This is a genomic window from Brotonthovivens ammoniilytica, assembly GCF_025566885.1.
Taxonomy (GTDB): Bacteria; Bacillota; Clostridia; order Lachnospirales; family Lachnospiraceae; genus Brotonthovivens; species Brotonthovivens ammoniilytica.
Map to the genome: position 1 here is coordinate 99,980 of NZ_JAOQJQ010000009.1, position 15,015 is coordinate 114,994.

The window sequence follows — 15,015 nt, forward strand, 5'->3', positions numbered from 1 at the left end:
CGGCACGAAGCTCTGGTACATTTGTCATGGCCCGGACTGCCGCAGGCTGATGAGGCTGTCCGCCTCCACCTACACATCCTCCCGGGCAAGCCATGATCTCCACGAACTGATAATCTGCCTCACCGGATTTTATTTTTGTCAGAAGTGTATTGGCATTTGCAAGTCCCGAAGCCACTGCTACTTTTACAACGGTTCCCTCTATATCTACAGACGCTTCTTTGATACCGGTCATACCTCTGACGTTTGTATAATCCAGTTCATTTAACGTTTTTCCTGAAATCTGCTCTGCCGCGGTACGAAGAGCTGCTTCCATAACACCGCCGGTTGCTCCAAAGATAACGCCGGCGCCGCTGCCCTGACCTAAGGGAGCATCAAATCTGGCATTTGGATCCATAGCCTCCAGCTGAATTTCAAAATCTTTTAATAATTCTGCCAGTTCATTCGTGGTAATGGAAATATCAACATCCGGTACACCGGCGCCGCATTCATCCTCTCTTGTAATTTCAAATTTCTTTGCCGTACACGGCATAACACTGACCATAACGATGTTTTCTTTATGGATGCCCTCATTTGCCGCTATGTATGATTTTACAATAGCTCCCTGCATCTGATGGGGAGACTTGCAGGTTGAAAGATGATCCAGCATATCCGGATAAAAATGTTCTGCATATTTGATCCATCCCGGGCAGCAGGAAGTAATCATAGGAAGCACTCCGTCTTTCTTAATTCTTTCCATCAGCTCATGGGCCTCTTCCATAATTGTCAGATCTGCGCCAAACTTTGTATCAAATACTTTATCAAAGCCTGCCCGTTTCAACGCTTCTGCAATTCTGCCTTCTACATCAACGCCAATTGGAAATTCAAATGCTTCTCCCAGCGCTGCTCTTACAGCCGGAGCAACCTGTACCACTACGTATTTTTCAGGATCCTTCAATGCTTCTTTTACAGCTTCTGTCTGATTAATCTCAGTCAGCGCTCCCACCGGACAGACCGCTACGCACTGTCCGCAGTTTACACAACTTGCTGCTGCCAGCCCTTTTGGAGACGACGGCGCAATCACTGTATCCAGCCCCTCTCCTGTTGCAGCAATGGCTGATACCGCCTGCATTTTTGCACAGACATTGATACATCGTTTACATTTAATACATTTATTATGATCTCTTACCAGAACTTTTGAAGAAGTATCCAGTAATTCCAGTTTTTCTGCAGGCAGCTCAGCTTCATTGGTAAATCCATACTCATGAAGCAGATTCTGAAGTTCACAGCTTTCGGAACGCATACAGTACAGACAGGATTTATTGTGCCGGACAAGAATTTTGGCCAGCGCTTCCTTCCGTGCCTCAATCACCGCCGGTGTATTGGTGGCTATCTCCATTCCATCTTTAATTCTGGTTACAGACGCATTCACAATCTTACCGTCTGCTTCTGCTATACAGACTCCGCTTTCATCAATATCTACGACTCCTTTTAAATAATATAAGGTCGGAATCCAATGCTGCAGATATTCCTTTTTAAACTTCTGTGTTTCAAAGGAAGCAGCAAGAATGGTGATTCCTTTTTTCATCGAATACTCTCTGCCATTTATTTTGATCGTAATCATTCCCATCATTACTCCTCCTTATTGTTCCACATAATACTCTTCCACGTGACCATCGGGAATTTCATAGCCTTTTGGTCTCACCGGATATCTCCACATTGGAATATCCTCGGTAAAGAGTTCCATTTCCCCATCTGCGCCCTGTCTGATATTGATCCATTTCAGCCAGTTTTTATTGTCTGTTTCAGGATAATCCGTGCGGTAATGAGGATACATAATGCCCCGTGTCTCTTTTCTCATGTCTGCAGAACGGTATATCATTTCCAGACATAATACGGTATCGGCTGCTTCCAGGCATTTAGCAAGAGTATGAGGATCATCGGCTGAAAGCTGCGGAATCATTTTGTTCATCTTGTCAATATCATCATATACTTTCTGAATTTCATCTGCATTTTTCGTAATACACTTATTCACATCAAAAATGTAGCGTTCAATCATATCAAAGATTTCTTTCGGCTTCTTTTTGCCTTCCCGTTTCAGCGGTGCATAAATTTTCTCTTTTAATGCAGCCAGCTGATCAAGATTAATTTCATCAAATTCCGCTTCCGCTGCATATTTATAAATACTGTCGCCGCACATCATTCCTGTAGTGGAGGCATTTCCAAGACCGTCTCCTCTTGTCCAGCCAAAATAAGCATTTCCCTGTGTAGAAATCTTGCCGGGAGCCCAGAGTCCTTCCACGTCTGTTTTGATATCTGTATCAACTTTGATAGGCTCTACCTGAATTACTGTTTTTATGGTTGTATCCGGTTTATTGCCCACATCGCCCAGAGACCGGATTGTTTTGGCAAATACATGCTCTTCCCAGGCAAGTTTATCCCGGAACATACGCTGTGTCTCTTCCGCCATATCATGGCCTCCGATCATAGCCCGGACTTCGTCGGGATGATCCAGGTCACACCAGAGAGGGCCGTTTCCATCTTTTATTTCTTTTACCATAGCCTCAACAAGCTTTGGTGTTACTTCCCACTCTTTGTGTCCGATATATTTGTCTGTAATGTTTTCATTCTTCTGGTTGTAAATGATATTGAACCCGCCGTAAATAGGTGTATTTGTCTTTTTAAATACAACGTCTACCTGAGTGGAAAATTCCACATTTCTCATAACCGCACCTGCCCGGTACGCAGCTCCCACGCCGGTTCCGTATCCCATAAATTCCAATCCGATTTTCTTGAAATGGCACCCTTGCGTAGCCATTGCAGTGGCTTTGGAATGGAAGATTTTAAATTTGCCGTGATCCATATCAAATCCTACAGCCCCAATTACTTTTCCATTGTCATTGGTTAACAGTTCAAATAAATTCATACGGCTTAATAAACGGATTCCAAGCTTTAAGGCAAATTCCCGAAGCTGTTTGCAGACATAAATGGAAACGCCGCCCATATCCAAAGCGTCCGGTATAAACGTAAGGGGTGTGGCATTTCCTTCCTCATCACAGGAGGTAATGACGCCGCAATGTTTCATATAGTCAATATTATCTCTGTGGACTTCCAGATATCTCTTTAAGAATTCCTGATCATTCATAAATGGCGTATGAGCATGCACCAGATATTTTAATGCATTCATGACACCGTCCGGATGTTTGGAAGTTGAGCGGATTCCGTTTCCGGCTTTTGTTGCCTGTCCGTTCCACCCGATGATTCCTTTATCTACAACGAGGATATCCAGATCCGGATCATTTTCTTTTGCCCGGATAGCTGTTACCAGACCTGACATTCCTCCGCCAATCACCAGAATATCCGATGTATAAAGTTCTCCGAAATCTTTTACACTTGCCATGTTTTACTCCCCCCTTTTGCTTCTTCCCGTCTGTTAAGTCCTGCACTGTATTCCAGCGGATCTACCTGCAGTGTACTGACAGGATAGATATCAATCACATTATTCAGGCAGTCCATTTCACATTGCAGACATAACACACATTCATCCGGATATTTTGGATATGCATAATGATTTTCTTCATCCCACTGCCATACGTTTTCCATACAGCGGCGGATACATCGTCTGCACCCACAGCACCGTTCCGTATCTACAACAAACTTTACGCTCTGCTGCTGCCCCTGATTCGTTACGATCATAGTAATACCTCCTGTTTTGTTCCTTCTCTTTGTTTGATTCCATTGTATCAACCAAAGGCTTTCTTTCGTTTGTCTACTTTATTAGAAAAAGCATTCCGTTTTCCTACACTGATAAACAAACATAAAATCCTTTCACTTTTTATTAAAAATCAAAGCCTTCCCAGACCGGTTTTCCTGTATATTTTCTGGCATTCTCTTCCCCGCACAAGACCCGGACAGCACCGGATGCCAGGGCTTCTGTTTCATAGCTTCCCGGATACACATACACCGGAGCAATCCACTTAAGATCTTTCGTAAGCTGTTCTGCCAGTACCTTATCATTTGCAAGACCTCCGGTCATTAAGACTGCATCCACCTTTCCTTTTAAAGCTCCTGCCATCATAGCCGCCCACTTTACCATGGTATACTCCATAGCTTCAAGAGCAAGAGCTGCCATTTTATCTCCAGCCGGAATCAGTTCATTTCTGATTTTGCGCACATCATCTGTCCCGCACAGGTTTTTCAGTCCTCCCTTTCCGGATGCAAGCATATTAATTTCTTCCAGGCTCATCCCGCGCTTCATCAGGGTCATTACATCATCAATACAAAGATCTCCGGCACGGTTTGGTGAAATAGGACCCTGTCCATCACCAATTCTTGTCTGATCTATTGCTTTTCCTTTACAGTGTGCGCCAATGCTGGTGCCGCCTCCCATATGCAGAATTACATAATTACAGTCTTCATAACGTTTTCCCTGGAGTTTGCTGTGATGGATGGCTACCTGTTTCATATTCAGAGGATGGGCATGAGAAGGGCGGTAAAGACCTTTTACACCGGTCATTCTGGCCGCATCACACAGTTCATCGGTACTCATTGGATTTACAAAATACGCCGGCTTTGACAGCCTGTCTGCGATCCGTTTTGCCAGTACGATTCCCAGGGTGGCCGCATGATGAATCCCGGCCGCATCATTCAGCGCATGATCATAAGCCAGATCATCTATGAGATACGTGCCTCCTTCACAGGAATGAACCCCTACTCCTCTGCCGGATACCGCATCAATACACGTAAGATCCACCTGATGCTCTGCCAGCATATCCATAATTTTCTGTTCCCGGTAAGGCGCCTGATCCCCAAAAGTTTCACACCCGTCAAATTCCCCGGGCCGTGTATCCACATTCAGATCAAAAACGACCTTTTCTCCTGTTACCAGACCGATTTTCGTTCCGGTAGAACCCGGATTCACAGTCAAAACCGTATATTCTTTCATGATTTCCCTCCTCCTTTATCTGGCCGCTCCAGATGCAATCACGCTGCAGAATGCCACATTATCATAAATTCTTTCCTCCGTATCACCTCTAGAACAGTCCAGTACCGGTTTGCCAAACCCCTGATAAATAGGACCATAACTGTGTCCCGGTGCAAACTGCTGAATCAGTTTGGTAGCAATATTGCAGGCAGCGGCATCCGGATAAATCAAGACATTTGCCTTTCCCGCAACCTTGCTGGCACGTTTCACTTTCTTTTCTGCCACCCGTTCAACGATAGCGGCATCCGCCTGAAATTCTCCATCAATTTTTAAATCCGGCCGCAGCGCTTTTGCCTTCTCTAATCCTTCCCGCACCCGGAATACAGAAGGGCTGTTTCCGCTGCCGTCTGTAGAGTAGGAAAGGAACGCACAGAGTGCTTCATTTCCGGTCAGGGCACTGTATGTATCGCAGCAGGATACAGCTATACTTGCCAGGACATCTGAGGTAGGTTCTGTGTTGATTGCTCCGTCCGCCATACCGAAAATATTTCCCTGGGCTCCCTGATAGTCATCCAGTTCCATCATCAGCATACCCGACGGAGCGCTGACTCCAGAAGCCAGTCCCAAAACTCCCTGAGCCGCCATTACAAACTCATAAGTTGTAGTATCCAGGCCTCCAAAGGTACAATCCGCTTCACCCACTGCTTCCATCACCAGAGCCATGTACAACGGTGATACGATTCTCTTTGCCACAGATTTTTTTCCAAGTACTTTTTTGGGAAGCTGCGCGTATTTTTCTACCAGCTCCTCCTGATAAACCGGATCGTTTACATCAGCGATCTTAACCCCTCTTAAATCTATCTCATTTTCTTTTGCTGTCTTTTTGCAGATTTCCGGATCCCCCACAAAAATAATATCCGCGATTCCATCCACAGCTGCTTTCACACAGGCACGCATCATACTTGGATTGGTACATTCCGGTACCGCAATGCGCTGTTTATGAGCCTTTGCTTTTTCATAAATTACATCTATAAATCCCATGCTGTCTCCTTTCTTTTTAACAGCAGGGTGGGCTGCTCCTTTCACCTGGAGCAATCCACCCTGCTTACTTTTTCCCGTTTCAAAAAACACGAAACATTCTTTGTTCTATTCTTTCATTTTTATGATTACAGAAAACGCCTCTTCTTGTTCCGCATATCCCCGGACATAAAATGTATGTTCTTCTTGTTGATAGTTCAATACTGCATCCTGTCCTTCCAGCAGCTCCCTGCTGTACTGCACCCAGACAGATTCCGGGCTGCATGGACCTTGAGTAACCTGTTCTGCCAGCTCACAGGCCCAGTCAATGTAATAGGTATTATTCAGATGTCCGTTTTTATCAATCTCTTCCGGACATACCCTGCGGCTTATGCCGCCCCTTAATGTTTCTGGAAAGGGTATCAGCATCTTTGGCAGATCCTGTTCCTTTTCTTCTACAATTACAGAAATATTCTTTAATTTTTCTGTGGGAGAGGCTAACGTTCTGGTCTTACTGTCCATCAATGCAAACAGAGATGATGCGCACGCTAAAGGTTCCCCCTCTACAGTATAAAACGCATATTTTCTAGGATACATCCCGCCTTTCCTTTTGCAGGGCCAGATACGCAGCAGTATCTGCTCTCCCGCTTTTGGAAAGTGTAAAATCTCAATCGACGTCCAGGATATTACCCAGATTTTACCTTCCTGCTTTAACCCCTCCCGGCTCATACCAGAAAGACTTAGATGCTTTTCTGTAATAGCTTCCATCCATCTGGCCAGATCTTTGCAGGTGATATCTTTTTTATTTGTATTCTGCTGCGTGTCAGCTGTGATCAGCATCTGATAAGCCCCCTTAGGGCAGATCATACTGCATTCCGGAAATGACATTTGTTTCCTCCATTTATCATCCAGGAGCTGTGCAGATCCTGTTATAATTTTTCTTTTACTTTTTCTACAAAATCTTTGATTGTATTTAACAGACTTGCCTCCTGAATCTCAATGGTTGCATCCAGCTCATCTTCAATCTGAGAAATCATAACAATCATTTTCATAGATTCATTGGACAGATTCTCACGAATATCTGTGGACAGCGTAATTTCTGAAGCATCCACACCATAAGCCTCTGCTGCACAGGCAATCACTGTCCGTGCGATTTCATCATTAACCGGTTCTCCTTTACCTTCCGCATCCGCAGTTTTCTCTTCCGCTTTCGGGGAAACCTCTTCTTTTTCTACAGACTTTGTAATCACCGGTATTTTTTTAAATTCGCTGTCCTCTTCCAGTTCCCATACTAAAACTTTTGTGTCCTCGTCCTGAATCAGCAGCGGTTTTACATATACGTCTTCTTTTCTGATCTTTTCCGCAAATTCTGTATATTTATCAGGATCAATATGAAGCAGACTTGTGTTAAAAGGATCAATATCAGGCAGTACCACTTCCACTGCCCAGTAGTCACCATGAGCCTTTCTGAAATCCGGATCTCCAAAAGCTCCCACCGTTGGAAGCACCTGTTTTACAACTCCTCTGATATGGTTTAAATTCACCCATTCTGTATCCAGGCAGCCGCATGTATTACAGCACAGATAGGGTGGAAATTCCATATGTCCGCACCTTTGGCACTTGCGCCCCAGAATATTTCCTTCTTCCAGCGCATCATAATAAGTTTTGACAATTGGTTCCAAATCATATTTTGTCATCATAATCATTTCCTCCCTCCTCTTACTTTTTCTCCAGCATCATAGCCAACACATTCTGGCTTCCGCCAAATCCACGGATCAGTGCATGGTCTACCGGATGTTTCACCTGTGATATTCCTGCTTCTCCCCGCATCTGTCTTACTGTTTCGTAAAGATCATGGAGACCTGATGCTCCTGCCGCATGTCCGTACTGGCAGCGGCCGCCGTTTGTATTTACCGGACGGTCACCGTCAAAGGCAATCCGGCCTTCCATGGTGTATTCCCAGCCCTGGCCTTTTGGCAGATATTCGCAGGCTTCTGCTGAGAGCATTTCGGACTGGTTGTAAAAATCGTTGGTCATAAACAAATCCATGTCCGCTCCAGAAAGTCCCGTTAATTCTTTTACCTGTTTATATGCATTCTCTGTTGCCTGCATTTCCAGTCTCGGATTGCTGATTTCCAGACAGGAGTGTCCTACTCCCAGAACTTCAATGGGGTGATCTGTATATTGATATGCCAGCTCTGTAGGACATACAATCACTGCTGCCGCACCGTCACAGCGCTGCTCAAAATGACTTGCACGCATATATTTTCCAATCAGCGGATTAAATTTGGAATGGAGATATTCCTCTGCTGTATCCATACCATTTGCATAAGCCAGTTCTTCATAAGTATTGTTGCAAATACTTAAAGGATTTAAGGCTGCCCCCCGGCGGCAGTTTACAGAGAGATTTGTCATCATCCGGTCTATCTCATCTTCACTGAGCTGATTCTCATTTACATAGTAGTCCAGCCAGGACTCAGAGTTAAAGGGGAGCGCCCCTCTGGTAAACATGGTGTATTCTCTTGGCATTGTAGAGCAGAGCACGTCATGAAAAATAGCATCGGTTCCGAACCGGCGCTTTGTAAGAACTCTTGTAGGATATGCAATAGAATAAGGCATCTCAATGCATCCGCTTAAAACCATATCATACGTACCGGAAGCTACCAGGTTTACTGCATTTTCCAAAGCAATATAGCCGGTGGCACAGGCTTCGCTGTGATGAAGAGATCCCTTTCCTTTCATGCCCAGCCAGTTCGCCACATGCATATTGGGAGTGGCGTAATTACTGGTCCAGCCCGGGCCTGCCATGCCGTGGACATAAAACTCTACATCACTTCCGTCTACCCCTGCATCTTTCATGGCATCACGGGCTGCATAAGCAAACAATTCCGCCTCATTCATGCCGTCCACAGACGGATCATCCAGAACACGAATAAAGGGCGTTGCTCCTACGCCAATGATGGAAACACTTCTTGTATATGGTTTCAGTTTTGGAATATTATCATTAAAATTCATGTTTTTACCTCCTCTTATCTTCTGCCTTCATTTTAACAGCAAAAGAATTTCAAAGGTTTACTTACTCTGTCAGAAAAAGAAAGCCGTTTTTCTACATCAGTGACGAAAAGCTGTTTTTCCCTGCAAAAATATGATATACTCCTGATAAATTCAGAATCTATTTTTCCGGTAAAAGGAGGCACCATGTACATAGGATTAAAAAATATTCAGCACTTATTTTCAGATCTTCCCCACCTGCTCACCGGTTCAGACGGCATTCACTGCCTCACCGGATGGAACAAGCTTGCCACAGCCCCCCGGCCTTATACAGATCATCTGCTGTATGTATGTGAATACTCTCAGGATTTTGACCTTTCTTCCTTTACCGATGAGATGCATGTTCTGTGCATTGCAGTACCCGGCTCAGATTTAAAACTGTGCTCCCAAAAATTTCCGGATACATTAAGTCTCCTTCTAATCGAAACCAGCGATCCGGAAACGGTTTATACACAGCTGCAGAATTATTTCAACATGCAGTGCGGAGTGGGAATGTTTGGACAGACACTTCTGGAATTTCTTTCCTTTGAAGACGGCCTCCAGCCTGCCATTGAACATGCCTATGGCGTCTTTCAGAACCCGGTTTTTGTTTTTGACACCAACTACAATCTCATAGCCGCTACCTGGAAAGCCATAGAGAAATTAAATATTCAGGATCAGGTCATCGTAAACCGCCAGTTTTCAGATCAGGATTTCCAGATGGTAAACCGTCAAAACCACCTCCACAATAAAGTGCGGAAAAGTGAAATTCCAATCAGAGCTTATAATGAGAAACTTGGATATGAGCAGATGTACTGTACCATCAATACCAAAAAAGATCTGGGACACATTGTTGTATCCGCCGTTAATAAACCCTTAGAGCCCATTGACACCGAGTTTCTGCTGATTCTAAAAAAATATGTCAATCAGCAGCTGAAAAAGGACTCCTTTATCCGGATGTCCCGGGGTTTTAACTATGAATATTTTCTAAAAGACCTGCTGGATAAAAAAATAGCAACCGACCGTGCCAACCTGACTCAGATGAACTATGTGAAAAGTGAATTTTCCGGCAACATGTATTGTATGGTTGTGGAAACTGCCAGAAGTACATCTGCCATTAATACCTCGCATATCAGAAATCTTGTGGAAAGCCGCTATCCCTATTCCAAAACAATCATCTATAACGGTCAGATCATCGCCATTATAACTATACAAAAACACCAGCTGATTCCGGAAGAATATGTAATCACCGGACAGAAAATCTGCCAGGAAAACAGTCTCTTTGCCGGACTGAGCAACTGTTTTCAGGATATTATGAAATTTGAAGAATACTATCATCAGGCGCTTCGCTCTATCGAGCTTGGAGTCTGCCACAGCAATGAACCAAATTTGTTCTGCTACAAAGATTATTATCTGGAGCACGTAAAAAATATTTTTGTGCAGAAAGAATCCCAGGACACCTTCTGTCATCCCAAGATGAAATTTTTAATGGACTATGACAAAGAACACCACTCAGAGCTGGCATACACCCTGTATATGTATCTGATTCACGAACGCAATCTGGCAGCTGCTGCTGAAGCTATGGAAATGCACCGTTCCTCTCTTGTTTACCGTTTTAAAAAAATAGATTCTCTGCTGGGAGAGGATTTCGATGATTATAAAGACCGGATGTATCTGATTCTTTCCTATGAAATGAATAAAGAATCCTGAAAAAAACCACCAAACAAAAATCAGTGTTTGGTGGTTTTATACTATCTGATATGAAATTTTCAAGTCCCGCTTTCGCGAGATTTGGTGCGCGATTCGGGTCAGCTTTGCTGACAACATTTTATTTTTTTAATCTTAATGTGAACTCATCTTCCACTGCTTCACATTCCACTTTATATCCCTGACTATTTCCAAGACGGGTAACATTTTCTACCGCACATTTATCATCTACCAGTACTTCTAGTTCACGGGGATTTGTGTTTTTTATTTCTTTCTGCACCAGCATCATCGGCATGGGGCAGGATAAACCTCTGGCATCTATTTGTTTCATGATTTTTTCCTTCCTATACATCCTGCTGAAATAACAAGAGCAACAACAAAACCTATGATTACCGCAATTTTTCCGTTGGCGGTAGGACCGTCCGCGGAAGAAGCCAGGCCGAAATTGTGGCAGAATGCAGCTCCCGCCATCATTCCGATTACTGTAATTGCAGAATCCGAATTTCCCTCGCCGGTTAAAATCAGCTGACGCAGCGGGCAGCCCCCAAGCAGTATGGATAACCATCCAACCAATGCCATTCCAAGGAAATTCCAAAGACCGTCATTGTGTGCTACCGGCTGTCCGGTAAATCCCGGATGAAAAGTTCCAAGAATCAAATTGCCGATAAGAACTGTTACAATAATGGCAATAAATCCCATAATCAGTCCAAAATCCTTAAACATCACTGCATTTCGAATGCCGCCGGCCATACACATCCGGCTTCTCTGGCAGAATGCCCCCACAATCAGTCCTACAGCAAGGGAAACAATCCACAGAGCATGCATACTTCCAGGCCCTTCCCCGGATGCTTTAAATAAAGCAGGGAACAAAAGGGAGAAAATAAACAGAATCAAAAACAAAACGGGAAGAGCAAGTCCCTCTCCTTTTGACTGTCTGTAAGCCCTGTTTAAAGTAAAGCCCCGTTTCAGGAAGATAATTCCAACTAAAATACCTCCCACAAAACCAATCAGTCCTGCAATGGCATTCCAGTCTCCGCCGCCGATACGGATAACCATGCGCAGAGGACACCCAAGAAACATCAACGCGCCAATCATCACAAAAGCCCCCATGATAAACCGCAGCATTGGTGAAGATCCGCCTTTTCCTTTAAATTCTTTGGCCGCAGCTGCCATCACAAGCGCTCCCAGTATAATACCCACAATTTCAGGTCTGAAATACTGAACAATTCCCGCCTGGTGAAGTCCCGCCGCACCTGTAATATCTCTTAAAAAACAGGCAATGCAAAATCCCATATTAGCCGGATTTCCAAGCCATGTAAGCAAAATGGCCGCAATTCCTATGATCACACCGGTTATCAGTATGATCCAGTTTTGTGTTAAAAACTTTTTCATAATCCACCTCTTCCTTTTTCGTACCAAAAGCAGCCGCCCCTCCCAGGCTGTAGCCCGGATTCGCTGCTGCTTTCAGAGATAAGTATAAAAGGATGTTAAAAAAATTTCCAATACATATATTAAATATTTTTTGATTTTTTATCGGTTTTTTCGATAGTTTTCATAGGAATCTTCATTTATATTTTCTATTTTTCTCTGCATTCCGACAAATTCAAGTCTCGCTCTCGCGAGACTTGGTGCGCGATTCGGATCAGCTTTGCTGACAATATTCTATTCCGAATCGCTGCACATCCTCGCAGAGCGTATATCAGATGGGGGATTGACTCCCGCTATTGATACCTGCTTGTTACTCACCACCTATAGAAGCGGGAGTCATCTCACATTTGATATATTTAAAAAATTGTCTTGCGCCTGTAGTCAGATGCCGCCCCTTAGGACGGATCATATAAAGACTTCTCTCTGTACTTTTTCCCGTCAGAGAAAACTTCAGTACATTCGCTGCACCTGCCGCAGCCATGCCGGAAACAATGGCTGAGCCGATTCCCAGGGCAACAGAATTTAATATTGCCTCATTATTATCCATCCGGGCTGCCATATGTATCCTTTCCGGACTGATATTATTCTCACACAAAAAGCGGTCTGCAGCCTGCTGGGTTCCGGATCCTGCTTCTCTGAAAATAAGCGGCTCTGAGAGCAGATCATTTCCCACCGCTCCCTTGGCCTGCTTTTCCCTGAAAAACTCCGTATCCGGAGTGATCAAAACCAGCCTGTCCTCCCATAACAAATCATAGCAGACCTCCTTTCGGTTAAACATACCTCCCGCAAACCCAATTTGAGCCTCCCCTTCCAGAATCATCTTATGAACAGCTGCACTGTCACCGCTTTTTAATGTAAACAGACAATCCGGCTGCTTTTTTTTATAACCCGCAAGCACTGCCGGAAGCCGATACTGCATAGGGATTGTGGAAGCCGCAAGCACCAGCTCAAAAGCCGTATGCTCCTGAAGCTCTCTCGCCAGATCCTCGCAGCTTTGCAGCACTGCCCTGGCATGGGCATAGATTTTCTGTCCGGCTTCTGTAAGCAGTATTTTCCGTTTGCCGGTTCTTATAAATACCGGCACACCGCACTCTTTTTCCAGCGCGGCCACATGACCGCTGACAGTAGACTGCGCCAGATACAATTTTTCCGCTGCTGCTGTAAAGCTTTTGCACTCTACCACTGCGGCAAACACTTCCAGCTGTTTTAAATTAAAATTCATAGACGCCTCCCTGGCCTGCCCCTCTTTGGGGGATAAAAACTAATACTTCCACACCTTTTTTACCTGGATAACTGCCTGATTCTAAAGATATACCTCATATACCTCATATATCTCATCATATTCCAACCCTGTCAGCGCCCTTTCCACCTGTTCTCGTTCTGTAACCGGTGCGCACCAGGCGATTCCGCAGTCCGATGTCACAGATCTTGGAACCGGAGCCAGACGTCCCAAAATCTCCTGCTGCTTACATTGCTTTTCCATAGCCATTGCATCTGCAGTTGTATGAAAGGTAATTACCAGCATTAACTTTTTTTCTCTCATAATTTCGCAATACTCCTTACCGCATCAATAGCTGTCCTGATTTCTTCCTCCGTATTAAACCAGCCGAAGGAAAAACGGACTGCCCCCTGTCCCTTTGTCCCAAGGGCCTCATGCATTCTCGGAGCACAGTGGGCGCCCGATCTCACAGCAATATCATACTCCTGCCACAATATATCCGACACTTCCCCGGAATCATACCCTTCTATATTCAGAGAAACAATGGGCGCTCTGTCTCCTGAAAAGTTTCCGTAGACGGTTACTCCCGGAATATTTTTGACGCCATCGTAAAACAATCTCATCAGCCGGTATTCCTTTTCATGAATCTTTAAGATGCCGGTCTCTTCCAGATACTGAAAAGCGCGCAGCAGTCCTGCAATTCCATGTCCGTTTAACGTACCCGCTTCCAGCCGTACCGGATACTCCCCCGGCTGTTCCTTTGCATAAGTCTGCACACCGGTTCCCCCCATTTTCAGCGGATCTATCAAAATTCCTTTTGATACACACAGACCACCGGTTCCCTGTGGTCCCATAATTCCTTTGTGCCCGGTAAAACACAAAACACTGATCTGATCATCCTGCATATGAATGGGAAAGGTACCGGCGGTCTGGGATGCATCCAGAATAAACAACAGTCCGTGTTCTGCCGCAATCCGGCCGACTTTATGAATATCAATGAGATTACCGGTAAGGTTGGATGCATGGGTACAGATCACCGCCTTTGTATTTTTTCGGATCAGAGACGGAATATCTTCTTCCTTAACACAGCCGCTTTTATCTGATTTCAAAAAGCTGATTTCAACCCCTTGTTTTTCCAGATAATAGAGAGGACGCAGAACAGAATTATGCTCCAGATCTGTGGTAATTATATGATCTCCCTTGTGGATAAGTCCCAAAATTGCTGTATTCAGGGCTTCTGTAGCATTTGATGTAAAGCACACTCCTGCCGGATATCCAAGCTGAAAAAAGTCAGAGATCGTCTCTCTTGCTTCATAGATCAGCCTTGCCGCCGATAACGCTCCTTCATTTACTCCCCTGCCGCTGTTTCCAATAGTGTACATTGCCTCTGCCACCGCTTTTATTACACAGTCCGGCCTGTACATAGAAGTAGCTGCATGATCTAAATATATCATTCTTATCTTCTCCCTCTTTTACTTTAAGCCCCAGTCTAGCATCCATCCTGATATGTGTCAATCTTTCCGATTCTTTTCATCGGTATTTCCGATATTTTCGCAAAATACCTGTCCTTTTACAGCACATCCGAAGAAGTTTTCCAAAAACACAAGACAAAAGAGGGTACCGATTTGAACTGCTTCCCGTCAAGTAGACAATTAAAAAAATAAAATTTTTTCTGCCAGTAGGTGTTACCTGCTGGCAGATTTTTATGCTGCCT

14 protein-coding genes are annotated in these 15,015 nt (G+C 44.5%); 1 reads left to right on the forward strand and 13 read right to left on the reverse strand.

All coding sequences use genetic code 11. From position 1 onward, the window contains the following. From OCV88_RS15430 to OCV88_RS15465, 8 genes are all read right to left on the reverse strand, one after another. The coding region (locus OCV88_RS15430; protein WP_262591478.1) for a [FeFe] hydrogenase, group A at nucleotides 1-1,609 on the reverse strand (1,609 nt) is incomplete at its 3' end. A gap of 9 nt (nucleotides 1,610-1,618) precedes the next feature. After that, on the reverse strand, nucleotides 1,619-3,376 hold the full coding sequence (locus tag OCV88_RS15435) for an FAD-dependent oxidoreductase (protein WP_158426340.1): 1,758 nt from the start codon (nucleotides 3,374-3,376) through the stop codon (nucleotides 1,619-1,621). Then, a complete protein-coding gene (locus OCV88_RS15440; protein ID WP_158426341.1) occupies nucleotides 3,364-3,672 on the reverse strand; it encodes a 4Fe-4S dicluster domain-containing protein in 309 nt (102 codons plus the stop codon). The genes OCV88_RS15435 and OCV88_RS15440 overlap by 13 nt, the downstream gene beginning before the upstream one ends. Nucleotides 3,673-3,814: 142 nt before the next feature. Continuing rightward, nucleotides 3,815-4,921, reverse strand: coding sequence for a butyrate kinase (gene buk / locus OCV88_RS15445; protein ID WP_158426342.1), 1,107 nt, complete (start codon nucleotides 4,919-4,921; stop codon nucleotides 3,815-3,817). A gap of 15 nt (nucleotides 4,922-4,936) precedes the next feature. Then, nucleotides 4,937-5,941, reverse strand: a complete 1,005-nt coding sequence (locus tag OCV88_RS15450; protein WP_158426343.1) for a phosphate acyltransferase — start codon at nucleotides 5,939-5,941, stop codon at nucleotides 4,937-4,939. Nucleotides 5,942-6,046: 105 nt separating this feature from the next. Beyond that, complete coding sequence (locus OCV88_RS15455) at nucleotides 6,047-6,805, reverse strand: acyl-ACP thioesterase domain-containing protein (RefSeq protein ID WP_158426344.1); 759 nt, start codon at nucleotides 6,803-6,805, stop codon at nucleotides 6,047-6,049. 41 nt (nucleotides 6,806-6,846) lie between these two features. Beyond that, entirely contained in the window at nucleotides 6,847-7,623 is a 777-nt protein-coding gene (locus tag OCV88_RS15460) for a phosphopantetheine-binding protein (RefSeq protein WP_158426345.1), read from the reverse strand. A gap of 13 nt (nucleotides 7,624-7,636) precedes the next feature. Further along, nucleotides 7,637-8,932: a thiolase family protein gene (locus OCV88_RS15465; RefSeq protein WP_158426346.1), complete on the reverse strand. Its 1,296-nt coding sequence runs from the start codon at nucleotides 8,930-8,932 to the stop codon at nucleotides 7,637-7,639. 183 nt (nucleotides 8,933-9,115) lie between these two features. On the opposite strand from OCV88_RS15465, the gene OCV88_RS15470 reads away from it, so the two are divergent. After that, complete coding sequence (locus OCV88_RS15470) at nucleotides 9,116-10,657, forward strand: PucR family transcriptional regulator (protein WP_158426347.1); 1,542 nt, start codon at nucleotides 9,116-9,118, stop codon at nucleotides 10,655-10,657. Between the two features lie 118 nt (nucleotides 10,658-10,775). On the opposite strand, the gene OCV88_RS15475 is transcribed toward OCV88_RS15470, so the two are convergent. From OCV88_RS15475 to OCV88_RS15495, 5 genes are all read right to left on the reverse strand, one after another. Continuing rightward, entirely contained in the window at nucleotides 10,776-10,985 is a 210-nt protein-coding gene (locus OCV88_RS15475) for a sulfurtransferase TusA family protein (RefSeq protein ID WP_158426348.1), read from the reverse strand. Beyond that, nucleotides 10,982-12,073, reverse strand: coding sequence for a YedE family putative selenium transporter (gene yedE, locus OCV88_RS15480; RefSeq protein WP_262591482.1), 1,092 nt, complete (start codon nucleotides 12,071-12,073; stop codon nucleotides 10,982-10,984). Before yedE ends, OCV88_RS15475 begins: the two co-directional genes overlap by 4 nt. Before the next feature lie 319 nt (nucleotides 12,074-12,392). After that, on the reverse strand, nucleotides 12,393-13,304 hold the full coding sequence (locus tag OCV88_RS15485) for a selenium metabolism-associated LysR family transcriptional regulator (protein WP_158426350.1): 912 nt from the start codon (nucleotides 13,302-13,304) through the stop codon (nucleotides 12,393-12,395). Nucleotides 13,305-13,385: 81 nt separating this feature from the next. After that, nucleotides 13,386-13,625, reverse strand: coding sequence for a putative Se/S carrier protein (locus tag OCV88_RS15490; protein ID WP_158426351.1), 240 nt, complete (start codon nucleotides 13,623-13,625; stop codon nucleotides 13,386-13,388). After that, the gene (locus OCV88_RS15495; RefSeq protein ID WP_158426352.1) at nucleotides 13,622-14,755 is read right to left on the reverse strand and encodes an aminotransferase class V-fold PLP-dependent enzyme; all 1,134 of its coding nucleotides are present in this window, start codon (nucleotides 14,753-14,755) and stop codon (nucleotides 13,622-13,624) included. Before OCV88_RS15495 ends, OCV88_RS15490 begins: the two co-directional genes overlap by 4 nt. Nucleotides 14,756-15,015 lie beyond the last annotated feature (260 nt).